Genomic DNA, 20,854 nt, shown 5'->3' with positions numbered 1-20,854 from the left:
CTCAAATTCCACGAAGACCGGGACAACCTCAGCCTCGTTTTGGCACTGCTTTTTTGGCAGTGGCGCACGATGCCCTTCGTCATCTGGGAGGTGACGTATCAGCCCGGGCGAGCGGTGGTGTGGACGCTGTTCTGGCTGGGCTGGGCGATTGTGCTCACAGCGACGTTCATGATCAACCACTTCGAGCTGTTCGGGCTGCGTCAGGTGTTCGCTGCGTGGCGAGCACAACCCGACTCCGACACCGGATTTCGGGCGACGATGTTCTATCGGGTTGTGCGCCATCCGCTGATGTTGGGCTTCCTCATCGCGTTCTGGGCGGCGCCGACGATGACAGCCGGGCACCTGCTGTTCGCTTTGGCCACAACCGGTTACATATTGGTCGCTGTGCAGCTCGAAGAGCGCGACCTCATGACGACGTTGGGCGCGCGCTACGCCGCGTACCGGCAGACGGTGCCGATGCTGGTTCCGGGTCTGCGCAGGCGCCACGCTGCGCCGACGGAGCTGACCTCGTCATGAGGGTCAGCGCATGCCGATGCGAATGTTCTTGATCTGCAGGAACTCGTGCAGCCCCTCGGCGCCGCCGGTGCGACCGAATCCGCTTTGCTTGTAGCCGCCGTACGGTCCTTGCGGCGACATGTCGCTGAACTGGTTGATCCACACCGACCCGGCCTCCAGCTGGCGGGCCACCCGGTGTGCCCGCGCCAGATCGTTGGTCTGCACGAACGCATTCAGCCCGTACACCGTGTCATTGGCGATGCGCACGGCCTCCGCATCGTCGCGGAAACGCATGATCGAGACAACCGGTCCGAAGGTCTCGGTCTGCGCCAGGGCTGACGCGTTGTCGACAGCGCCGAACACGGTCGGCTCGATGTAGTAACCGCGGGCCAGCTTGCCGCCCAACCGCTTTCCGCCGACGAGCAGCTCCCCCGCGCGATGGCTCACCGCCTCGTCGATCGTCGCGAGGATGCGGTCCGCCGCGGATTGGCTGATCACCGGCCCAAAGGACACCGCAGGGTCCATTGGATCGCCCACCTGCGCGGTCCCGATGACGCTGAGGAACTTGTCGACGAAGGTGTCGTAGACCGACTCGTGCACGAGAATCCGACTTGCGCAGGCACAGCTCTGGCCGGATTGCATGAGCGGCCCCTGATGCGCCGACAACACCGCCGCGGCATCGAGATCGGCATCCTCGAAGATGAGATTGGCCGATTTCCCGCCGAGTTCGGCGACGACCGGTGTCAGATTGGTTGCCGCCGCTTCGAGCACCTTGCGGGCGGTCGCCCCGCCGCCGGTGAAATGGACTTTGCGGATGCCGGCGTGGCGGACCAGCGCATCCCCGCCGGCGGCGCCCGCGGGCACGACATTGACCAGCCCCGGCGGCAGGCCGGCTTCCAGACACAGTTCGCCGAACCGCAGCGCGGCCAACGGCGCCAGTTCCGAGGGTTTGAGGACAACGGCATTGCCCGCCGCCAAGGCCGGCGCGACGCAGGACGCGGTAACCGCCAGCGCGCCGTTCCACGGGGTGATGACACCGACGACGCCGTAGGGCTCGCGCTCGATCAGGTTGACGTCGAAGGACCCGTTGACGGGCGTGCTTGCGCCGTGCGGCTTGTCGACGTAGCCGGCGTAGTGGCGCAGAAACCGCTCCAGCAGAAGAGCGGTGCCGGCGAACGAGATTGGCACCGCATAGTCGTCGACGTTGAGGCGAGCGAGCTCGTCGAGGTGCTCGTGCACGAGATCGGCCAGATCGATCAGCATGTCGCGCCGCCGATCCACCGTGAGCGCCATCCACGCGCGGTGCGCTTCCCACGCCGAGGTCACTGCCCGGTCGATCTCCTGCGAGCCGGCCAGCGCGACGGTCTCGTTGGATTGGCCGGTGGCCGGATAGATGTGCTCGTGAGATCCACCGGTGGACTGCGTGATTCGCTCACCGCCGACGAGTAAACCGACTGTCATGACGCGCTCACCGGATGGTGACCCCGGCGTCGACCTTGAATTCCATGCCCGTCACGAACCGGGATTCGTCCGAGACCAGGAACAGCACCGCGTTGCTGATGTCGATCGCTTCGGCCATCACGATGGGCATGGCGTTGAGGAACACCGGCACCAGGTCGGGCCGCTTGTCCGCCAGCAACTCGTGCAGCGATTCCGGGCGCATGCCCGTTTCCACGCCGGTGGGATGAACGGTGTTGACCCGAACATTCACGGCGGCAAGCTCATTGGCCAGGGCGCGGCTCAACCCGACGACGCCGTGTTTGGACGCCGTGTACGGCAGATGTAGCGGCGTGCCCTTCAGCCCCGCGGCCGAGCTGATGTTGATCAGGCTGCCGCCCCGCTCGACCAGATGTGGCAACGCGGCGGCACAGGTGTTCCAGGTGCCGATCAGGTTGACGTCGAGCACAGTTCGCCACTGGTCGGGCGTGGTGGTGTCCCACGTGCCGACGGTCAGTACGCCGGCGTTGGCCACCGCCGCGTCCAGGCCGCCGAGCTGCTCAACACCGTCATCGACGGCTGCCGCCAGCGCTGTGGAGTCGCGCACGTCGACGATATGGGTGATGGCGCGGCGGTCGTGCTTCTCGACGAGGCGGGCCGTTTCTTCGAGATCTTCCGGTGAAGCGAGCGGATACTCCAGCGTAGGTAGGGATTCGCAGATGTCGACCAGGATGAGGTCGGCCCCCTCCTCGGCGAGCCGCACCGCGTGGCTGCGGCCCATGCCCCGCGCCGCACCGGTGACCAGAACCCGCTTGCCGGCGACGCGGCCGTTCGAGGCGCTCATAGCTTGTTGCAGAAGCCGGCGTCGACCGGGAACGTCACGCCCGTCACGTATTTCGCGTCGTCGGACACCAGGTAGGCGATCGCGGCGCTGATGTCCTCCGGCTCGAGCAAGCTGACCGGCATGGGGTTCTGCAGATGCGGCCCGCCGTCGGGATAGTTCTCCAAGAACGATGTCATCGCGGGGTTGACCGCCATCATCGTATTGACGGCCGTCGGATGTACGGTATTGACCCGAATGCTATGGGGTGCAAGCGCATTGGCCAATGTCCGCATCAGTCCGACGATGCCGTGCTTGGACGCCGCATAACCCAGCCCGCCGCCCTGCAAACCGCCGAAGCCTCGCAATCCGGCGGTTGAACTGGTGAACACGATCGACCCGCCGCGTTCTCCGGCGATCAGGTGCGGGATCGCCGCCTTGGCGGTGTGGAATGCGCCGACGAGGTTGACGTCGACGACGTCGGTCCACTGTTCGAGGTCTTCTTCGATCGTCAACTCGCGGAAGGCCATCGACGCGATACCCGCATTCGCGCAGACGATGTCGAGGCGGCCGAAGTGCGCCACCCCGGCATCGAGAGCAGCTTTGAGTGCATGGAAGTCGCGGACGTCGGCGACCGAGCCGACCATCTTGCCGCCCTGCGCCTCCACCAGCGCGACGGTTTCGTCCAACTCCTCGCGCGTGGCCATCGGGTAGCCGTTGGAGGGGATGTCGGCGCAGATGTCCACGCCGATGATGTCGGCGCCGTCTGCAGCCAGCCGCACGGCGTGGCTTCGGCCCTGCCCGCGGGCGACACCGGTGATGAAGGCGACCTTGCCGTCCAAAGAACCCATCGATCCTCGCTTCGTCGCGCCGGTCACATCGCCGGCCTGCAGTGAGTTGAGTAACTGCGTTACACGGTACGGTAACGTGGTTACTCGGCGACGGCAAGGGGGCGGCTACGCGCCGAGTCCCGGGACGATGTCGCGAAGGCTGACGATGGCCGGTTGCTCGAGTTGGGCGTAGGTGCAGGAACGCGGGTCGCGGTCGGGACGCCAGCGGTTGAACTGCGCGGTGTGGCGGAACCGTTGGCCTTCCATGTGGTCGTAGCGCACCTCGACCACCCGCTCGGGGCGCAGCGGCACGAACGACAGGTCCTTGCCGGCGTTCCATCGCGATCCTTCGTTGCGCCGTGGTGTCCGCTCGCCGGCCATGTGCGCGGCCCAGTTCCACGGGTGTGCGTCGAAAGTGGTTACCAGCGGCTGCAATTCAGTGAAGAGCTGACGTCGCGTCGCCATCGGGAACGCGCCGATGACGCCGACGGAGGCCAGTGTGCCGTCTTCTTTGTAGAGGCCGAGCAGCAGCGAGCCGACGGCGTCGGCGCCGGATTTGTGTACGCGGTAGCCCGCGACCACGCAGTCGGCGGTGCGCTCGTGCTTGATCTTGAACATGACGCGTTTGTCGGGCTGATAGGTCAATGTCAGCGGCTTGGCGACTACCCCGTCGAGGCCGGCGCCCTCGAATTCGTCGAACCAGCGCTGCGCGGTCGCCAGATCAGCGGTCGCCGGGGTCACGTGGATGGACGGGCCGCAGCCGGCCAGTGCGTCGATGAGGGCGGCGCGGCGCTCGCTGAACGGCCGCGCGGTGTAATCGTCGTCGCCGAGGGCGAGCAGATCGAACGCGATGAACGACGCGGGTGTCTGCTCGGCGAGCATGGTGACGCGGCTGGCGGCGGGATGCAGGCGCAGTTGGAGCGCCTCGAAATCCAGGCCGCGATCGGAGGCGATCACGATCTCGCCGTCGACTACACAGCGCTGCGGCAGCTCGGCGGTGGCCGCTTCGACCAGTTCCGGGAAGTAGCGGGTCATCGGCCGCTCATTGCGGCTGCCCAGTTCCACCTCGTCGCCGTCACGGAACAGGATGGACCGGAAGCCGTCCCACTTCGGCTCGTAGGAGGCGCCGGGCGGGATGGACCGAACCGATTTGGCCAGCATCGGCGAGATCGGCGGCATGACGGGCAGCTTCATCGGGAGACATCGCCTTTAACGGGTGGATTACTCGCGCCAGGTGAGAGTAATCAACCCGTAAAGCCGCCGATGACATTGCCGGGGTTCGGTGGTCTATGTGAGTGTGGATTCCGTGGACCTGCCCGTACTGCCACCGCTGGAGCCGATGCTCGCCAAGGCCCAGGCGAAAGTGCCCGACGATGCGGGTGTCTGGTCCTACGAGCCAAAGTGGGACGGCTTTAGGGCGCTGGTGTTCCGCGACGGCCACGACGTGGTGCTGCAGTCGCGCAATGGCAAGGACCTCGGCCGGTACTTCCCCGAACTGCTCGATGCGCTACGCGAGGAAACGAGTGCGCGCTGCGTCCTTGACGGCGAGATCGTGGTGCCACGCGAAATCGGCGGGCGGATCCGATTGGACTGGGAGTCGCTGTCGCAGCGGGTTCATCCCGCCGCCAGCCGCGTCAAGATGCTGGCCGAGCAGACGCCGTCGCACTTCATCGGTTTCGACGCGCTGGCCATCGGAGACAGGTCGCTACTGGATGAGCCGTTCCGGGTCCGTCGACAAGCATTGGCTGAGGCCGTCACCGAGAAGCAGTGGTGCCACGTCACCCGCACCACCGAAGACCCGGAGCTCGGCGCACAGTGGCTCAACACATTTGAGGGCGCCGGCCTGGACGGGGTGATCGCCAAGAAGCTGGACGGGCCGTATGTGCCGGGCAAGCGGGAGATGGTCAAGGTCAAACATGCCCGCGACGCCGACTGCGTGGCCATCGGCTACCGGATCCACAAGAGCGGCGAGGGCATCGGCTCGATTCTGCTCGGCCTGTACCGCGACGATGGCGAACTCCAAATGGTCGGCGGCGCCGCATCTTTCACCGCGAAGGACCGGCTGAAGCTGCTGGCTGACCTCGAACCGCTGCGGGAAGGCGACGAACGAGACGGCGAACCCAGCCGGTGGAACTCCGCCGCCGACAAGCGCTGGATCCCGGTGCGGCCGGAGAAGGTGTGCGAGGTGGCCTACGACCAGATGGAGGGAAACACTGTTCACGGCCAACGATTCCGGCATGCTGTGAAATTCGTGCGGTGGCGCCCTGACCGTGAGCCGCGCAGCTGCACCTTCGACCAGCTCGACGTGCCGCTGAACTACGACCTCTACGACGTGCTGGAGTCTTGACATGGCAAGCGCCGCAGAAGAACTCGACGTCGACGGCGTGAAAGTCCGGCTGACCAGCCCGGACAAGGTTTATTACCCCAAGCTGGGCAAGAACGGGACGAAACGCAAGCTGGTCGAGTACTACTTGGCCGTCGCCCGCGGTCCGATGCTGGATGCGCTACGCGACCGGCCGACGCATCTGCAGCGCTTCCCCGACGGCATCGACGGCGAGGAGATTTACCAGAAACGGGTGCCGCAGAAGCATCCCGACTACCTGGAGACCTGCCGCGTCACGTTCCCGTCCGGGCGCACCGCCGACGCGCTGAAAGTCACTCACCCGTCGGCGATCGTCTGGGCGGCGCAGATGGGCACCATCACACTGCATCCGTGGCAGGTGCGCTGTCCGGACACCGAGCACCCCGACGAACTGCGCATCGACCTCGACCCGCAGCCGGGCACCGGGTTCAGGGAAGCCAGCACCATCGCGTGCGATGTGCTCAAACCCCTGCTCGACGAACTCGGGCTCGTCGGCTATCCCAAGACCTCCGGCGGTCGCGGCGTGCACGTGTTCCTGCGCATCAAGACCGACTGGGATTTCATCGCGGTGCGCCGCGCCGGCATCGCGCTGGCCCGCGAGGTCGAGCGGCGCGCGCCGGACGCGGTGACTACGTCGTGGTGGAAGGAGGAACGCGGCCGGCGGCTGTTCATCGACTACAACCAGAACGCCCGCGACCGCACCTTCGCCTCCGCATACTCGGCGCGCAAGACCCCGATCGCCACGGTGTCGACGCCGCTGAGTTGGGAGGAGCTGGCCGACGCGGATCCCGACGACTACACCATCGCTACCGTGCCGGAGCGTGTTGCGCGACAGGCGGATCCGTGGGCGGATATCGATGCGAAGGCACAGTCGATCGACGTGCTGCTGGACATGGTGCAGGCCGACGAGGAACGCGGGCTCGGCGACATGCCGTACCCGCCGAGTTATCCGAAGATGCCGGGCGAACCGCCGCGCGTGCAGCCGAGCAAGAAGGTCGCCGCGAATTGGGGTGATGACGGCAACCGGGTGAAGGGCGACTGAAATCGACCGACGCACCTTGACCACCTGGATCCGCAAATGGTCCGCCGCGATAGCGATCTGCGCGATGGTCGTCGGCGGTATCGGCATCGCGGTCGCCATGATCTTCGGCGACCCTCAACCGGCCCCGACGCAACCGCCGAGCGCGCCTGCGCGGGCGCCGAAGGTGCCCACGCCGTTCGAGTTCAGCATCGGCGTGGTCGTCACCGAGCAGAACTGTCCACCGTCGGGCAGCTGCGTGTACAAGTACACGATCGAGCCGAAATACTTTGGGCAGCACCCGTTACCGGACAAGCCGTTCACGGTGGAGTACGTAGTGCGGGGTGGCCATCAGCCGCAGCCCGGCAAGTTCACTGTCCACAAGCAGCAGGCCGAGATCATGAAAGACGTCGTTGTCGAGGGCCCGCCGGGTGCTCGTCTGCAGGCCGCGGTCACCCAGATTGTGGGTTGAATATTGCGTTTTCGCGGATAGGACGGCGGGCCGGGACGCATTGTTAGCGGTATGACGCCGCTGCTGCGGGCCAACGACGGCCTTCCGCGTGGTGTGCAGGGTGCCGCCGATCCGCGCTTCGGTGGCGTGGTGCGGCTGTTCGCGCAGCTGTTCCCCGGCCGCCGATTCGGCGGCGGAGCGCTGTCGGTGTACATCGACGGCACGCCCGTCGTCGACGTCTGGACGGGATGGTCCGACCGCGCCGGCGAGGACCTGTGGACCGCCGATACCGGCGCGATGGTGTTCTCCGCGACCAAAGGTGTGGCGACGACGGTGATCCACCGCCTGGTGGACCGTGGCCTGATCGACTACGACGCACCCGTCGCCGAGTATTGGCCGGAGTTCGCCGCCAACGGCAAGGCGAAGATCACCGTGCGCGATGTGCTGCGGCATCGCTCGGGGCTGTCGCATCTGAAGGGCGCCACCAAGGACGACTTGATGGATCACCTTCTGATGGAAAAGCGGCTGGCAGCCGCGTCGGCCGATCATCTGCTGGGCATGCCGGCCTATCACGCGTTGACCTACGGCTGGCTGCTGTCGGGCCTGGCGCGGGCGGTGACGGGTAAGGGCATGCGCGAGCTGTTCCGCACCGAACTGGCGCGTCCGCTCAACAACGACGGTCTGCATCTTGGCCGCCCGCCTGCCGATGCGCCGACGAAGGTCGCACAGATCCTCATCCCGCAGGGCGGCCGGGGCAATCCGCTGTTCGACTTCATCGCTCCCAAGGTTGCCGGGCTGCCCTTCACCGGCGGACTCGGTGCGATGTACTTTCCGGGCATCACATCCTTCGTGCGGGGCGATATCCCGTTCCTCGACGGCGAAGTCCCCGCCGCCAACGGCGTCGTCACCGCCCGTTCGCTGGCCAAGATGTACGCCGCGATCGCCAACGACGGACGCATCGACGGAAAGCAGTTCCTGTCAACCGAATTGGTGCGCGGTCTGGTGGGCAAGCCCCGGGCCTGGCCCGACCTGAACATCGGGGTGCCGATGCCGTTTCACCTCGGCTACCACGAATCGCCGATCCCTGGGCTGCTCAAGGGCTTTGGACATATCGGCCTGGGCGGGACCCTGGGCTGGGCCAACCCCGAGACGGGCAGCGCGTACGGCTTCGTCCACAACCGGCTGCTGACGCCGATGGTGGTCGACATGGCCGCATTCGCGGCGTTCGCCCGACCGCTGCGCGGCGCCATCGAGTCTGCGCGTCATGCGGGCGTCATGGAGGTGCCGCAGTTCGGCGCGGCGTACCGTGCGACACGCGCCGCGCCGAAGAAGCGGGCGGCCGGACGGCGTTAACCCTTCGGCACCACCCCGCGCGCCTGCGGCAGCGGCAGGTCGTTGTAGGTGACGATGCCCGGCGGTGCGGCGACGACGGCCGGGATCGCGTGGATCGGCGGCATCGCGGTCATGATGTGGCCGAGCACGAAGAAGTCCTCGAGCGACTTCGCGTTCTCGATCATGTCCTGCGGCGGCAGGAAGCCGACCGCCATGTTGACCGTGGGTCGTCCCTCGATGGTGATCTTCCAGCCGTCGCCGTCGAGCTGCCAGTCGGGTTCCAGCGTCTGGCCCTTGCGCCACCGGACGTTGATGTCGATGACCGTCTTGCCGTCTTTGATGCCCTGCCAGCTGGCGTACACACCCGCCACGTGCCCGGCCGGGATCGTCCACGACGCCATCACGAGATCCTCTGTGGTCTGGGCGTATTCGGATACGCACTTGATCTCGTCGAGCTCGACGCCGAGCGCGTCGGCGACCAGCTGCACCGCTTCGGCGAACACCGCGGTGCCCTGCTCGGCCATCGGCGGCAGGTTGGGGTCGTCGATCGCGGTGCCGAAGCCGGTGGGCCGCTCGGTGTCGGGGGAGTCGTACAGCGTGGTGTCGGCGGACTCGGCGATGATGACCTTGTCGACGCGGTCGCAGGCGGTCGCCGCCACGATGGCGAGCAGTTCCGCAAAGCCCGGGCTGACGCCGGAACCGAACAGCGTCGACCCGCCGCGCTTGCACGCCTCTTCGAGGCGGTCCCGGCCGCTGCCGAGGTTGTGCCCGGTGATGAATGACGCGGACGCGACGACGTTGACGCCCGCCTCGAGGATGCGGACCAGCTCGTCGACGTTGATCCACATCGGGTTGTAGACAACGCAGTCGGGCTTCAACGCGAGCAACGCGTCGATGTCGTTGGTGGCGTTCACGCCCAGCGGCTCGATGCCGACGAGCTCGCCGACATCGCGTCCGGCCTTATCCGGCGACCAGGCGTAACACCCGATGAGTTCGTAGTTCGGATTGGCAGCGATGGCCTGCACCGAGCTCTTGCCGACGTTGCCTGTCGTCCACTGGACGACGCGATATTGAGTAGTGTTTGGCACTCGCTCAGCATAGGGAAGGACAGCCGATTGCTCGGCGGCTTTTTGGTAAGCGCCCCGCTTACGGGCCCATCGCCAGGGTGGCTTTGCCGGTGCGCTCCTGGCCGGCCGCGTCGATCCACGTCACGTCGACGACATCGCCGGGGTAATGCCGGTCCAGCACATACGTCAGCGTGGTCGCGGAATCCAATGGCACGCCGTCGAGCGCGATCAACACGTCGCCGTCGCGCAGGCCGGCGCCGTCGGCCGGTCCGCCGCGCAGCACCTCTTCGATGATCACGCCGCGTCCGCGCTGCGGTGCCGTGCGCACGCCGACGCCGAGCAGCGTCGGCGGTCCGATGTGCACCGAGTCCGACGGGACCCGGGATCGGATCTGGCTCGCGACCGCCATCGCGTCGTTGATCGGGATCGCGAACCCCTCACCGCCGGGACCCAGCCGGAAATTGACCGACGCGGCCGTCGTCAACCCGACGACCTGTCCCGCGCTGTTGACGACCGGCCCGCCGGAGTCGCCGGCCCGCACCGGCGCCTCGAACTCGATGAGCCCGGTGAGCTCGTCGGAGCTGCCGGTCAGCGTGTCCTCGGCGTTCACCGTCCGACCGAACGCCGTCACGGTGCCCACCTCGCGCACGAGCGGCGCGCCCGTACCGGCCGAGTTGCCCAGCGCGACCACGGGTTCACCGGGCACCAGCTTCGAGGAGTCGCCGATCGGCGCGGCCGGTAGGCCAGTCGCGCCGAGGAGCTGCAGCACCGCGATGTCGCGGCCGCGGTCGTAGCCGACGAGTTCGGCGGGGTAGGTGCGGCCGGCCACGGTGGCGTCGATGTCGTTGGCGCCCTGCACGACGTGGAAGTTCGTCAGCACCGCGCCATTTGGATCGAGCACGATGCCGGTGCCGATGCCGAACGCGTTCTGGTAGTCGACGGTCGTGTCGATGCGGACGACGGCCGGCTCAACCGCGGCGGCGGCGGCGATCGGGTCGGCGGGTGCGGCGTGAGCCGCGTGCGTCGGCGCAACCAGCGCCAAGACCGCTCCTAGAGCGGTCAACAAGCCGTGCGCGTGGAGTCTGCCCATACATTTCATCTTGGCTGGGAGATCGGCCGCTGTCGAAAAAGCGTTACGGAAAGCGCGCTGGCCAGCGACGATGTCGGCGGTCAGTCCTCGACGGCCACGCCGCCGCGTGAGCGTCGGCGGCGACGGGACAGCGAGGATTTGCCCGATAGGCGACGGTTGCGCGATGTGCCGTTGGTCGACTCGGCTTCTTCGGTCTTCTCGTCGGTCTCGGTCTCGTCGGTCTCGGTCTCGTCGGTCTCGTCGATGGCCGGCGCTTCCTCGGCCGACGACTCGGCGTCGACTTCCGCCTCGGTTTCGGCGCTGACCTCGGCCTCTTCGGCTTCCGCTTCTTCAGGAGCCTCGTCGGTCTCTTCTGGCTCTGTGGCGGCCTTGCGACCGCGTCGGCGCGCGCGCTCCTTCTTCGGCTTGAGCGGCTTCGGCGGAGGCGGCGGCATTTCGGCCACGTAGGCCAGGTAGAAGGCGAAGATGCCGAGCAGCGCGATCGCCGCCGCCGCACCGTAGATGCCGAAGAGCCACTGTCCGGCGCTGTCCAGCGACAGCCAGATCTCGCTGATTGCGGTCCCGATGATCAACACCCCGGCGAGCACATGCAACCCGATCGACGCGGTACGCAGGTTCAGCGCGAGCGTCGGCGTCCCGAATTCCGGTCGGCGCGTACGCAGCAGCGTGAACACCACAGGCAGCGCGGCGAGGCCGATCAGCGCGCCGGTGACGATGCGCAGCACGGTGCCCAGGGTGTGCGGGGTGTCGCCCAGCAACTCCGGCCAGCGTGGCAGGACGAAGAAGAAGTACAAGACACCGGCGGCGAGTGAGAACGACGCGTGCCAAATCACCGCGACAGTGCGGCTCATACTCCTCCTCGAGATTTTGTTGGCCGGGGTGCGACCCTTTGCTGCTCAACCGGTCGCACCCCGGACCGAGTGCGGAGGATGCGGGATTTGAACCCGCGAGGGCTATTAACCCAACCCGCGTTCCAGGCGAGCGCCATAGGCCACTAGGCGAATCCTCCGCGGGCTATGGTAGCCGACCCGGCCAAGCCGCCCGTCGAGCCGCTGGATCCGCAGGTATTACACTCGCCGTGGACCCCGCGCGGCGTCCATCCTGTGAACTCCCCCAGGGCCGGAAGGCAGCAAGGGTCAATGGGCTCTGGCGGGTGCGCGGGGTCCCCTTATTCCAGCCACGGCGAAACCGGTGAAAGGCGCGCGGTGTCGTTTCTGTCCCTCAGCCGTGACGAGTTGCTCGCGCAGCACGAGCTGCAGAAGCGCAACTACGCCGAACTGCAGGCCAAGGGGCTGGCCCTCGACCTGACCCGTGGCAAGCCGTCTCCGGCGCAGCTGGACCTGTCGAACGCCCTGCTGAGCCTGCCCGGCGACGAGTACCGCGACAGCGACGGCACCGACACCCGCAATTACGGCGGGCTGCACGGCCTGCCCGAGCTGCGGGCCATCTTCGGCGAACTGCTCGGCATTCCGGTGCCCAACCTGATCGCCGGCAACAACGCCAGCCTCGAGATGATGCACGACGCGGTGGTGTTCTCCATGCTGCACGGCGGGGTGGATTCCCCGCGGCCGTGGATCAAGGAGCCGGCGGTGAAATTCCTCTGCCCGGCCCCCGGCTATGACCGCCACTTCACGATCACCGAGAGCCTCGACATCGAGATGATCACCGTGCCGATGCGCGAGGACGGTCCCGACGTCGACCTGATCGAAGAACTGGTCGCGTCGGATCCGGCGATCAAGGGCATGTGGTGCGTACCGGTGTATTCCAACCCGACCGGAGTCACCTACTCCTGGGAGACGGTGCGGCGCCTCGTGCAAATGCGCACTGCAGCAAACGATTTCCGGTTGATGTGGGATAACGCGTACGCGGTGCACACGCTGACGCACGACTTCGTGCGCCAGATCGACGTGCTGGGGCTGGCCGAAGCCGCCGGCCACCCGAACCGGCCGTTGGTGTTCGCGTCGACGTCGAAGATCACGTTCGCCGGGGCGGGCGTCAGCTTCCTCGGTGGTTCGCTGGGCAACATCGCCTGGTATCTGCAGTACGCCGGCAAGAAGTCGATCGGCCCGGACAAGGTCAACCAGCTGCGGCACCTGAAATTCTTCGGTGACGCGGACGGCGTGCTGTTGCAGATGCAGCGGCATCAGCAGCTGTTGGCTCCGAAATTCAGGCTTGTCGCCGAGATCCTCGAGGACCGGCTCGGCGAATCCAAGATCGCGTCGTGGACCGACCCCAAGGGCGGCTACTTCGTCAGCCTCGACGTGCTGCACGGCACCGCCAAGCGCACGGTGGCGCTGGCGAAGGATGCGGGAATCTCGGTGACCGAGGCCGGTGCGACGTTCCCGTACCGAAAAGACCCGGAGGACCGCAACATTCGGATCGCGCCGACGTTCCCCGCCGAGCCGGAGTTGCGGGCGGCGATCGAGGGGCTGGCCACCTGCGCGCTGCTCGCGGCGACGGAGTCGCTGCTCGCCGGGTCGTCGTAGCGCCTCGGTAGCCTGCTCACGTGGCCCTCTACCGCAAGTACCGACCGGCAACATTCGCTGATGTCGTCGGGCAGGAGCACGTCACCGAACCGCTGTCCACGGCGCTGTCCGCCGGCCGGATCAACCACGCCTATCTGTTCTCCGGTCCGCGGGGCTGCGGCAAGACGTCCTCGGCGCGCATCCTGGCGCGGTCGCTGAACTGTGTCGACGGCCCCACTCCTACGCCGTGCGGGGTGTGTGACTCTTGCGTGGCGCTGGCGCCCAACGGGCCGGGCAGCGTCGACGTCGTCGAACTCGACGCGGCCAGCCACGGCGGCGTGGACGACACCCGCGAACTGCGGGACCGCGCGTTCTACGCGCCGGCGCAGTCGCGCTACCGCATCTTCATCATCGACGAGGCGCACATGGTCACCACGGCCGGTTTCAATGCGCTGCTCAAGATCGTCGAGGAGCCGCCGGAGCATCTGATCTTCGTGTTCGCCACCACCGAACCGGAGAAGGTGCTGCCGACCATCCGCTCGCGTACACATCACTATCCGTTCCGGCTGCTGGCGCCGCGCACGATGCGCTCACTGCTGGAGCGGATCTGTACGCAGGAGGGCGTGGAGGTCGACGACGCGGTGTATCCGCTGGTCATCCGGGCCGGCGGCGGGTCGCCCCGCGACACCTTGAGCGTGCTGGACCAGTTGTTGGCCGGCGCCGAGGGCAACCGAGTCACATACCCGCGGGCGCTGGCGCTGCTGGGCGCCACCGATCTTGCACTTCTCGACGACGCCGTCGAGGCGCTGGCGGCGGGCGACGCCGCGGCGCTGTTCGGGGCGGTGGAGGCGGTGATCGATGCCGGGCATGATCCGCGGCGGTTCGCCACCGATCTGCTGGAGCGGTTCCGCGATCTGATCGTGCTGCAGGCGGTGCCGGACGCCGCCGCCCGCGGCGTGGTCGACGCACCGGAGGACGTGCTGGAGCGCATGCGGGAGCAGGCATCGCGTCTGGGCACGGCGACATTGACCCGTTACGCCGAAGTGGTGCATGCGGGCCTGGGTGAGATGCGCGGCGCGACGGCGCCGCGGCTGCTGCTGGAGGTGGTGTGCGCGCGGCTGCTGCTGCCGTCGGCCAGCGACACCGAATCGGCGCTGCTGCAACGGATCGAGCGCATTGAGACCCGGATGGACATGTCGATCCCGGCGGGCGACGCCGCCGCGCCGGTCGGTCCTCCGAAGCAGTTCATCCGCAAGACGAAGGCGGTTTCTGCACCGGAGGCTGTTATGCCCGCCAAGCCTGAGCCTGCGCCAGAGCCGGCTCCGGAAACGCCCCCTGAGCCGAAAGTCGTTGAGCCGGAGCCGGTGCAGGCAGCGCCGGGCGAGCTGAACGCAGCGTCGGTGCGCAGTATGTGGACGACAGTGCGCGACAAGGTCCGTCAGCGCAGCCGCACCACCGAGGTGATGCTGGCGGGTGCGACGGTGCGCGCTGTCGAGGGTGACACGCTGGTGCTCAGCCATGAGTCGGCGCCGCTGGCGAGACGACTGAGCGAGCAACGCAATTCGGACGTCATCCGCGAGGCGCTCAAGGACGCGCTCGGCGTGGACTGGAAGATCCGCTGCGAGGTGGGCGGCGCGGCTTCGCCGGACCCGGCGCCGATCGTCGATCCGCCTGCACCCCAGTGCGATGAAGACGAAGAGGCCATGATGGCCGAAGCATCCAAAGACAATTCGGACACGCCGCGACGCGATCCCGAAGAAGCGGCGCTGGAGCTGCTGCAGAACGAGCTCGGCGCCCGTCGCATTGATGGCAGCTGACGCTAGCTGGAGTATTCATGCCAAATAGTGGCTCGAATCCTCCATTTAACGGTTGACGCGCAGCGAGCTACGGCGTCCACCACGGCCGCAGCGGCAGGCCGCCGTCGCCCCCGCGCTCGTCCAGTTTCACCGCCAAAACCTGGTGCAGCTGAACGACATTCGTCTCGAAGCCCAGCCGCGAACCGGCCATGTACAGGCCCCACACCTTGGCGGTGCCCAACCCGACCTCGGCGACAGCCTCGTCCCAATGTTTGACGAGGTTCGCACACCAGTCGCGCAGCGTCATCACGTAGTGGTTGCGCAAGTTCTCCTCGTGCAGCACTTCCAGCCCGACGTCTTGGGCCTCGGTGATGATGCGTCCGGACCCGGTGAGCTCCCCGTCGGGGAACACATAGCGGTCGATGAAGCCGCCCGCCGCGGCCCCTGTTCTGTTGTCCGGCCGCGTGATGCAGTGGTTGAGCAGCAGTGCGCCCGAACGCATCTTCGACTTCAGGAATCCGAAGTACGCCGGATAGTTGTGCACACCGATGTGTTCGGTCAGCCCGATGGACGACACCGCGTCGAATTCGCTTTCGGTGACATCGCGGTAGTCGCCGTGGCGGACCTCCGCCAGCTCGGTCAAACCTTCGTCCGCGATTGCCTTCTGCGCCCACGTCGCTTGCTCTTTCGACAGCGTGACGCCGATCGCCCGCACGCCGCGGCGGGCCGCATAGCGGACCATGCTGCCCCAGCCGCACCCCACATCGAGCAGGCGATCACCGGGCTTGAGTCGCAGCTTCTCGAACACCAGCCGGTACTTGTTCTCCTGCGCCTCCTCCAACGTCGCGTCGGCGTTGGGATAACACGCGCAGGTGTAGGTCATCGACGGCCCGAGCACCCACTCGTAGAACGTGTTCGACACGTCGTAGTGGTGATGGATGGCCTCTGCGTCGCGAGTCTTGCTGTGCCGGAAGCCTTCCGCGATGCGGCGCCACCGCGGCAGCGCCTCCTGCGGCGGCGGGGCGATGGGCTTGAGGTGCTCGATGCCGATCGAGCGCACGATATTGGCCAACACCCGCGCCGGCGGGCGCTTGAAATCCATTTTCTCGGCCAGCGCCTTGAGCAGCTCGTACGGATCACCGGGATGCACGCCATGCGGCTCGAGATCACCGGCTACATAGGCACGGGCCAACCCCAGATCGCCCGGCGCGGTGGCCAGGTAGGTCGTACCACGCGGCGTCTTCAAGTCCAGGCCGAGCTTGGCGTCCTCGGGTCCGGCCGTACTGCCGTCGTACGCGGTGAATTTGAGCGGAAGTTGGCCCGCGGCAAAGATCTCCAGGATCTCGGCCAGTGTCAGCTTCTTATGGGTGGACGGATGCGCGTGGTCTTCTTTGTACGTCGTCATTGCCGTTGCACCGCCTTCGCGTACAGGTCGAGGAGACGTGAATCCGGGTCGTAGGTCTTCTTAACTGTCTTATACGCTTCCCCGCCGTAGAGTTCGTCAAACTCGTCGAGGGAGTAATAGGAGTCGGAGTACAGCGACTTGTGCCCGTCGAGCTCGCTGACCTTACGCTCGATCAGCCTGTTGGTGTAGCCCTCCTCGGGGCCGACGGGGACCGACGACCAGAACCCGACATTGACATAGGTGTGATGCGGCCGCAGCGGGTAGAGCGGCCAGGTGTCGTCGCCGCGCAATCGTAAAGGGCACAACCACATCGGTTCGATGGGCACGTTGTCCAAGAACCACTCCAGAAACTCGGCCGTGCGTTCGATGGGCACTTCGATGTCCTGCACGACACGTTCGCGGGGCGGACGGCCGTTACGTTTCTCGATCCGGTCGGCGATGTTGAACCGCCGGTCATAGGCGATGAGCTTCCAGTAGACGCTGCTGCGCCGGTAGCGCCGCGGCCAGACCCGGCGGATGCGCGGATCCTGCGCGCCGAAAGCCCGTGAGCACCAGAACCAGTCGGTATCCCACCGCCACAGGTAGTCGTGGATCGTCAGCCGGTCGTCTTTGACACCGTCTGCGTGCTGGATCGAGCGGTAATAGATCTGCTGGCCGGTGTAGTCGCTGACCGGCCCCGGCGTCGACGTCTGGAAGCCCACGCACAGATAGCTTTCGTCGGCGCTGAACACCACGCCGTCGAGGTAATCCACCGGCGTGCCGTCGTAGCCGCCGGTTTCGATGATGCGATCCATCGCCGCCACCAGCTCGCCCAGCGAATGGAAGCGCACATGCTTGAGTGCTACGAACGGTCGCACGGTTTCCAACTCGATGCGCAGCCGCACCGAATAACCCAGCGTGCCATAGGAATTCGGGAAAGCTCGGAATAGATCGGCGTGCTGGTTGGGCGATGCGGTGAGCACTTCTCCCGTTCCGGTGAGGACGTCCATCTCGAGCACCGACTCATGCGGCAAACCATTACGGAACGACGTGGATTCGATGCCAAGCCCCGTCACCGCACCGCCCAGTGTGATCGTCTTCAGTTGCGGCACCACCAACGGCGCAAGTCCGTACGGCAGCGTCGCCGCCACCAGATCCTCGTAGGTGCACATGCCGGCGACGTCGGCCGTGCGCGCATCGGGATCAACCGCGATTACCCCGGTCAGACCCGACGTGTCCAGCCCCTTGGCGGTGGCTTTGGCCCTCGCGCGGAACAGATTCGACGTCGGTTTGGCGAGCCGCACCGTGGCCGACGGTGGGATGGCGCGATAGCTCGCAAGAAGCCGCTGCACGCCCGCGGCATGCGCAGCCTGTGCGTCGGTCGATGAAACTGACACGCATATACGCTAGTCCGCGGTCGCATCGGATGCGACCGCACCAACCGTCTATCAAGGAGTCTTCACCGATGGGACAGGTCAGCGCGTCCAGCACCGTCTTGGTCAACGCCGAGCCGGAGAAGGTGTTGTCGGCCATCGCGGATTACCGGACCGTTCGCCCGAAGATCCTTTCGTCGCACTACAGCGACTACCAGGTGCTTGAGGGCGGACAGGGCGCCGGCACCGTGGCCACCTGGAAACTGCAGGCGACGAAATCGCGGGTGCGCGACGTCAAGGCCACCGTGGACGTGGCAGGGCACACCGTCATCGAAAAGGACGCCAACTCGACGATGGTGACCAACTGGACCGTCGCCCCCGCCGGAACCGGTTCGTCCGTCACCGTCAAGACGTCATGGACCGGCGCGGGCGGCGTCAAGGGCTTCTTCGAGAAGACATTCGCGCCGTTGGGATTGCGCAAGATTCAAGACGAGGTACTGGCCAACCTCAAGAAAGAAGTCGAAAGCTAGCGCTGCGCCCCCAGGAACGCCGCGATCCCGCGGACCACGGCGTCGGCGTACTTCTGCCTGCCTTCCGGCGTCTTCATCAGCGCTGAGTCGGCCGGGTTCTTCATGTTGCCCAGCTCGACGAGGATCGACGGGTATTGCGCCAGGTTGAGTCCGGCGATGTCGGCGCGCGGGTTCAGCCCGCCGCTGCCGATGTAATTCGACGGCGGGATACCCGAGCCTTGCAGTTGGTCGCGCATGATCTGCGCGAACTGCACGGCGGGGCCGGCCTGCGCGTTGTTCAGCGGCGGCGACGAGTACAGCACGTGAAAGCCGCGGCCGGTGGGCGGTCCGCCGTCGGCGTGGATGCTCACGATCGCGTTGGGGCGGATTGCATTCGCCATCGCGGCGCGTTCGTCGACGCAGGGGCCCAGCGCGTTGTCGTTGCCACGTGACATCGCGGTGCGCACGCCCATCGCCGTCAGGGCCGCCCGGACGCGCAGCGTGGTGTCCCAGGTGAAGGTGTGCTCGGGATAGCCGTCGTCGGTGGAGGTGCCGGTTTCCTGGCAGTTCTTGGTGCCGCCGCGGCCGGTGGGCACCTGGCGGCTGATCGAGGCGTCGTTGGCGCCGTTGTGGCCGGGGTCGAGGAAGACGATCTTGCCGGCGATATTCGCGGGCGCGGCCGAGGCGGCCGGGGCGACGAGGGTGGACGCCGCGACGAGCGCACCGGCGACTCCGACACGAACGCAGGCGGGGAGAGGCACGGCGTCAAGTTAGCGTCCTGACGTCTAGGCTTGAAGTTCAATCGCCCGGCGAAACCAAGTCGAGACCAAGACGCAAGGGGACTGTCATGCAACCCGGAGGCACGCCCGACATGTCAGCGCTGCTCGCGCAGGCCCAGCAGGTGCAGCAGCAGCTGATGGAGGCGCAGGAGGCGCTGGCGAACGCCGAGGTGCATGGTCAGGCCGGCGGGGGTCTGGTTCAGGTCACCATGAAGGGCAGTGGCGAGGTGGTCGCGGTGTCGATCGACCCGAAGGTCGTGGATCCGTCGGACGTCGAGACGCTGCAGGATCTCATCGTCGGCGCGCTGGCCGACGCGTCGAAGCAAGTCACGATTCTGGCGCACGATCGGCTCGGCCCGCTCGCCGGCGGGATGGGCGGGCTGGGATTACCAGGTGTTTGAGGGGCCCGTTCAGGATCTGATCGACGAGCTCGGCAAGCTGCCCGGTATCGGGCCGAAGAGCGCGCAGCGGATCGCCTTTCACCTTCTGAGCGTCGAGCCGCCCGACATCGACCGGCTCACCGCGGTGCTGAACCGCGTCCGGGAGGGTGTGCAGTTCTGTGTCGAGTGCGGCAACGTGTCCGACGACGAACGCTGCCGCATCTGCAGCGACCCGCGGCGGGACGCGTCGTTGGTGTGCGTGGTCGAGGAACCCAAGGATGTCCAGGCCGTCGAGCGCACCCGCGAATTCCGCGGCCGCTACCACATTTTGGGTGGCGCGCTGGATCCGCTGTCCGGTGTGGGGCCGGATCAACTGCGGATCCGTGAGCTGTTGAATCGCCTTGCCGGATCGGAGATTTCCGAGGTCATCATCGCCACCGATCCGAACACCGAAGGCGAGGCGACCGCGACGTATCTGGTGCGTATGCTGCGCGATATCCCGGGGCTGACGGTGACGCGCATCGCGTCTGGGCTGCCGATGGGCGGTGACCTGGAGTTCGCCGACGAGCTGACGCTGGGCCGCGCGCTGGCGGGCCGCCGCGCGATGGCCTAGCTTTCGCGAAACTGTCGTTATCGAGGCCGCTACTCGCAAAACGGGCTGTTGCAGAATTGTGTGATTCGGAGTGGCTGTGGGGGCGGTACTGGAATGGGGACAGTCTGGCGTGGCTGGCTTTGGTGGTTGATCCCTAGCTGAACGCGGGGGTGAGGGCACCTGCGGTGATGGCTTTGATCAGGTTGTGCACCAGGGCGTGGAAGCTGAATTCTGATGCGGCTCTGTCGATTCCGCGGCTGGTGAAACGGCGGAACCCGAGGTTGTGTTTGGCGTGGGCGAACGGAGTTTCGGCGATATGGCTGCGCTGCTTATAGAGGGCGTGACCCTCGGGGGTTCGCAGCCGGTGTGCCATCGCCTCGATCGGGGTGGCATCCGGCGGGGGCGGCCCACTGGCGGGATTTTGGCGAGCGGCCACCGCCAGTTCGCGGCTCTTGCCGACCGCGATGAGCCGGTCCGGTCCGGCCATAGTGAGGTTGTCGGTGCTCAGGTAGCCGGCATCAGCGAGCACGATTCCGATCCCAGCACCGGTGTCGGCGGCGGTGTCGGGACGGTGGGTGTCGATGAGCACCGCGGCTGCGGCGGCCTTGTCGATAATCGTTTCAAACGCGGTGCTGGAGCATGTCCCGAGTCGCGTGGAATTTGGGTGACGATCC

At 66.7% G+C, this 20,854-nt stretch carries 21 protein-coding genes, 1 tRNA gene and 1 other RNA gene; 11 read left to right on the top strand and 12 right to left on the bottom strand.

Annotated elements, in window-relative coordinates:
* Positions 1-516: methyltransferase family protein (locus CWS39_RS26200; protein ID WP_431306187.1), on the top strand; the 516-nt coding region annotated here is incomplete at its 5' end.
* A gap of 3 nt (positions 517-519) precedes the next feature.
* On the opposite strand, the gene CWS39_RS26195 is transcribed toward CWS39_RS26200, so the two are convergent.
* From CWS39_RS26195 to CWS39_RS26180, 4 genes are all read right to left on the bottom strand, one after another.
* The gene (locus CWS39_RS26195; protein WP_102145801.1) at positions 520-1,956 is read right to left on the bottom strand and encodes an aldehyde dehydrogenase family protein; all 1,437 of its coding nucleotides are present in this window, start codon (positions 1,954-1,956) and stop codon (positions 520-522) included.
* A 7-nt stretch (positions 1,957-1,963) separates the two neighbouring features.
* Complete coding sequence (locus tag CWS39_RS26190) at positions 1,964-2,776, bottom strand: mycofactocin-coupled SDR family oxidoreductase (RefSeq protein ID WP_102145800.1); 813 nt, start codon at positions 2,774-2,776, stop codon at positions 1,964-1,966.
* Complete coding sequence (locus CWS39_RS26185) at positions 2,773-3,603, bottom strand: mycofactocin-coupled SDR family oxidoreductase (RefSeq protein WP_102145804.1); 831 nt, start codon at positions 3,601-3,603, stop codon at positions 2,773-2,775. Before CWS39_RS26185 ends, CWS39_RS26190 begins: the two co-directional genes overlap by 4 nt.
* Before the next feature lie 105 nt (positions 3,604-3,708).
* On the bottom strand, positions 3,709-4,776 hold the full coding sequence (locus CWS39_RS26180; RefSeq protein ID WP_102145799.1) for an ATP-dependent DNA ligase: 1,068 nt from the start codon (positions 4,774-4,776) through the stop codon (positions 3,709-3,711).
* Between the two features lie 103 nt (positions 4,777-4,879).
* Here CWS39_RS26180 and CWS39_RS26175 point away from each other — a divergent pair, with 103 nt between their 5' ends.
* The 4 genes from CWS39_RS26175 to lipL are packed head-to-tail and all read left to right on the top strand — an operon-like array spanning position 4,880 to position 8,766.
* The gene (locus CWS39_RS26175) at positions 4,880-5,929 is read left to right on the top strand and encodes an ATP-dependent DNA ligase (RefSeq protein WP_199178314.1); all 1,050 of its coding nucleotides are present in this window, start codon (positions 4,880-4,882) and stop codon (positions 5,927-5,929) included.
* Position 5,930: 1 nt separating this feature from the next.
* A complete protein-coding gene (ligD, locus tag CWS39_RS26170; protein ID WP_102145798.1) occupies positions 5,931-6,986 on the top strand; it encodes a non-homologous end-joining DNA ligase in 1,056 nt (351 codons plus the stop codon).
* A 16-nt stretch (positions 6,987-7,002) separates the two neighbouring features.
* On the top strand, positions 7,003-7,434 hold the full coding sequence (locus tag CWS39_RS26165) for a hypothetical protein (protein WP_233213704.1): 432 nt from the start codon (positions 7,003-7,005) through the stop codon (positions 7,432-7,434).
* A 51-nt stretch (positions 7,435-7,485) separates the two neighbouring features.
* Positions 7,486-8,766 (top strand): esterase/beta-lactamase LipL, encoded by a 1,281-nt coding sequence (gene lipL, locus CWS39_RS26160; RefSeq protein WP_102145797.1) that lies wholly within the window; start codon positions 7,486-7,488, stop codon positions 8,764-8,766.
* On the opposite strand, the gene CWS39_RS26155 is transcribed toward lipL, so the two are convergent.
* The 4 genes from CWS39_RS26155 to CWS39_RS26140 form a co-directional block, all read right to left on the bottom strand.
* Positions 8,763-9,833 carry an NAD(P)H-dependent amine dehydrogenase family protein gene (locus CWS39_RS26155; protein WP_102145796.1) on the bottom strand — a complete coding sequence of 357 codons (1,071 nt, stop codon included), beginning with the start codon at positions 9,831-9,833 and terminating at the stop codon, positions 8,763-8,765. The genes lipL and CWS39_RS26155 overlap by 4 nt on opposite strands.
* 58 nt (positions 9,834-9,891) lie before the next feature.
* On the bottom strand, positions 9,892-10,902 hold the full coding sequence (locus CWS39_RS26150) for a S1C family serine protease (RefSeq protein WP_102145795.1): 1,011 nt from the start codon (positions 10,900-10,902) through the stop codon (positions 9,892-9,894).
* Positions 10,903-10,982: 80 nt separating this feature from the next.
* Positions 10,983-11,753: a lipid uptake coordinator LucA gene (lucA, locus tag CWS39_RS26145; RefSeq protein ID WP_102145794.1), complete on the bottom strand. Its 771-nt coding sequence runs from the start codon at positions 11,751-11,753 to the stop codon at positions 10,983-10,985.
* Positions 11,754-11,825: 72 nt separating this feature from the next.
* Positions 11,826-11,911, bottom strand: a tRNA-Ser gene (locus CWS39_RS26140).
* A 68-nt stretch (positions 11,912-11,979) separates the two neighbouring features.
* On the opposite strand from CWS39_RS26140, the gene ffs reads away from it, so the two are divergent.
* The 3 genes from ffs (at position 11,980) to CWS39_RS26125 (ending at position 15,184) form a co-directional block, all read left to right on the top strand.
* An RNA gene (gene ffs / locus CWS39_RS26135) (signal recognition particle sRNA small type) lies at positions 11,980-12,074 on the top strand.
* A gap of 33 nt (positions 12,075-12,107) precedes the next feature.
* Positions 12,108-13,388, top strand: coding sequence for an aspartate aminotransferase type Ic (locus tag CWS39_RS26130; protein ID WP_102145793.1), 1,281 nt, complete (start codon positions 12,108-12,110; stop codon positions 13,386-13,388).
* Positions 13,389-13,408: 20 nt separating this feature from the next.
* Positions 13,409-15,184, top strand: a complete 1,776-nt coding sequence (locus CWS39_RS26125; protein ID WP_102145792.1) for a DNA polymerase III subunits gamma/tau — start codon at positions 13,409-13,411, stop codon at positions 15,182-15,184.
* Between the two features lie 67 nt (positions 15,185-15,251).
* Here CWS39_RS26125 and CWS39_RS26120 read toward each other — a convergent pair whose 3' ends face one another.
* Together CWS39_RS26120 and CWS39_RS26115 are read right to left on the bottom strand one after the other, a co-directional pair.
* Positions 15,252-16,568 carry a class I SAM-dependent methyltransferase gene (locus CWS39_RS26120; protein ID WP_102145791.1) on the bottom strand — a complete coding sequence of 439 codons (1,317 nt, stop codon included), beginning with the start codon at positions 16,566-16,568 and terminating at the stop codon, positions 15,252-15,254.
* On the bottom strand, positions 16,565-17,944 hold the full coding sequence (locus CWS39_RS26115) for an FAD-binding oxidoreductase (RefSeq protein WP_102145790.1): 1,380 nt from the start codon (positions 17,942-17,944) through the stop codon (positions 16,565-16,567). Before CWS39_RS26115 ends, CWS39_RS26120 begins: the two co-directional genes overlap by 4 nt.
* A 68-nt stretch (positions 17,945-18,012) precedes the next feature.
* Here CWS39_RS26115 and CWS39_RS26110 point away from each other — a divergent pair, with 68 nt between their 5' ends.
* Entirely contained in the window at positions 18,013-18,450 is a 438-nt protein-coding gene (locus CWS39_RS26110; RefSeq protein WP_102145789.1) for an SRPBCC family protein, read from the top strand.
* Here CWS39_RS26110 and CWS39_RS26105 read toward each other — a convergent pair.
* A complete protein-coding gene (locus CWS39_RS26105; protein ID WP_102145788.1) occupies positions 18,447-19,190 on the bottom strand; it encodes an Rv3717 family N-acetylmuramoyl-L-alanine amidase in 744 nt (247 codons plus the stop codon). The two genes, CWS39_RS26110 and CWS39_RS26105, sit on opposite strands and share 4 nt — an antisense overlap.
* 86 nt (positions 19,191-19,276) lie before the next feature.
* On the opposite strand from CWS39_RS26105, the gene CWS39_RS26100 reads away from it, so the two are divergent.
* Both CWS39_RS26100 and recR read left to right on the top strand, forming a co-directional pair.
* The gene (locus CWS39_RS26100; RefSeq protein WP_102145787.1) at positions 19,277-19,609 is read left to right on the top strand and encodes a YbaB/EbfC family nucleoid-associated protein; all 333 of its coding nucleotides are present in this window, start codon (positions 19,277-19,279) and stop codon (positions 19,607-19,609) included.
* Positions 19,602-20,201 (top strand): recombination mediator RecR, encoded by a 600-nt coding sequence (gene recR, locus CWS39_RS26095; protein WP_102145786.1) that lies wholly within the window; start codon positions 19,602-19,604, stop codon positions 20,199-20,201. The genes CWS39_RS26100 and recR overlap by 8 nt, the downstream gene beginning before the upstream one ends.
* Before the next feature lie 133 nt (positions 20,202-20,334).
* Here recR and CWS39_RS26090 read toward each other — a convergent pair.
* The coding region (locus CWS39_RS26090; protein ID WP_199178313.1) for a transposase at positions 20,335-20,854 on the bottom strand (520 nt) is incomplete at its 5' end.

The organism is Mycobacterium hubeiense (assembly GCF_002838065.1).
In the GTDB taxonomy this organism is placed as follows: domain Bacteria; phylum Actinomycetota; class Actinomycetes; order Mycobacteriales; family Mycobacteriaceae; genus Mycobacterium; species Mycobacterium hubeiense.
Note: the sequence above shows the minus strand (reverse complement) of the source record. Positions and strands in the feature narration are given on the sequence as shown.

Coding starts and splice junctions, on each gene's coding strand:
- CWS39_RS26185 (WP_102145804.1), bottom strand. CDS start 3,603: ATGGGTTCTTTGGACGGCAAGGTCGCCTTCATCACCGGTGTCGCCCGC.
- lucA (WP_102145794.1), bottom strand. CDS start 11,753: ATGAGCCGCACTGTCGCGGTGATTTGGCACGCGTCGTTCTCACTCGCC.
- CWS39_RS26180 (WP_102145799.1), bottom strand. CDS start 4,776: ATGAAGCTGCCCGTCATGCCGCCGATCTCGCCGATGCTGGCCAAATCG.
- ligD (WP_102145798.1), top strand. CDS start 5,931: ATGGCAAGCGCCGCAGAAGAACTCGACGTCGACGGCGTGAAAGTCCGG.
- CWS39_RS26190 (WP_102145800.1), bottom strand. CDS start 2,776: ATGAGCGCCTCGAACGGCCGCGTCGCCGGCAAGCGGGTTCTGGTCACC.
- lipL (WP_102145797.1), top strand. CDS start 7,486: ATGACGCCGCTGCTGCGGGCCAACGACGGCCTTCCGCGTGGTGTGCAG.
- CWS39_RS26195 (WP_102145801.1), bottom strand. CDS start 1,956: ATGACAGTCGGTTTACTCGTCGGCGGTGAGCGAATCACGCAGTCCACC.
- CWS39_RS26100 (WP_102145787.1), top strand. CDS start 19,277: ATGCAACCCGGAGGCACGCCCGACATGTCAGCGCTGCTCGCGCAGGCC.
- CWS39_RS26120 (WP_102145791.1), bottom strand. CDS start 16,568: ATGACGACGTACAAAGAAGACCACGCGCATCCGTCCACCCATAAGAAG.
- CWS39_RS26150 (WP_102145795.1), bottom strand. CDS start 10,902: ATGGGCAGACTCCACGCGCACGGCTTGTTGACCGCTCTAGGAGCGGTC.
- CWS39_RS26110 (WP_102145789.1), top strand. CDS start 18,013: ATGGGACAGGTCAGCGCGTCCAGCACCGTCTTGGTCAACGCCGAGCCG.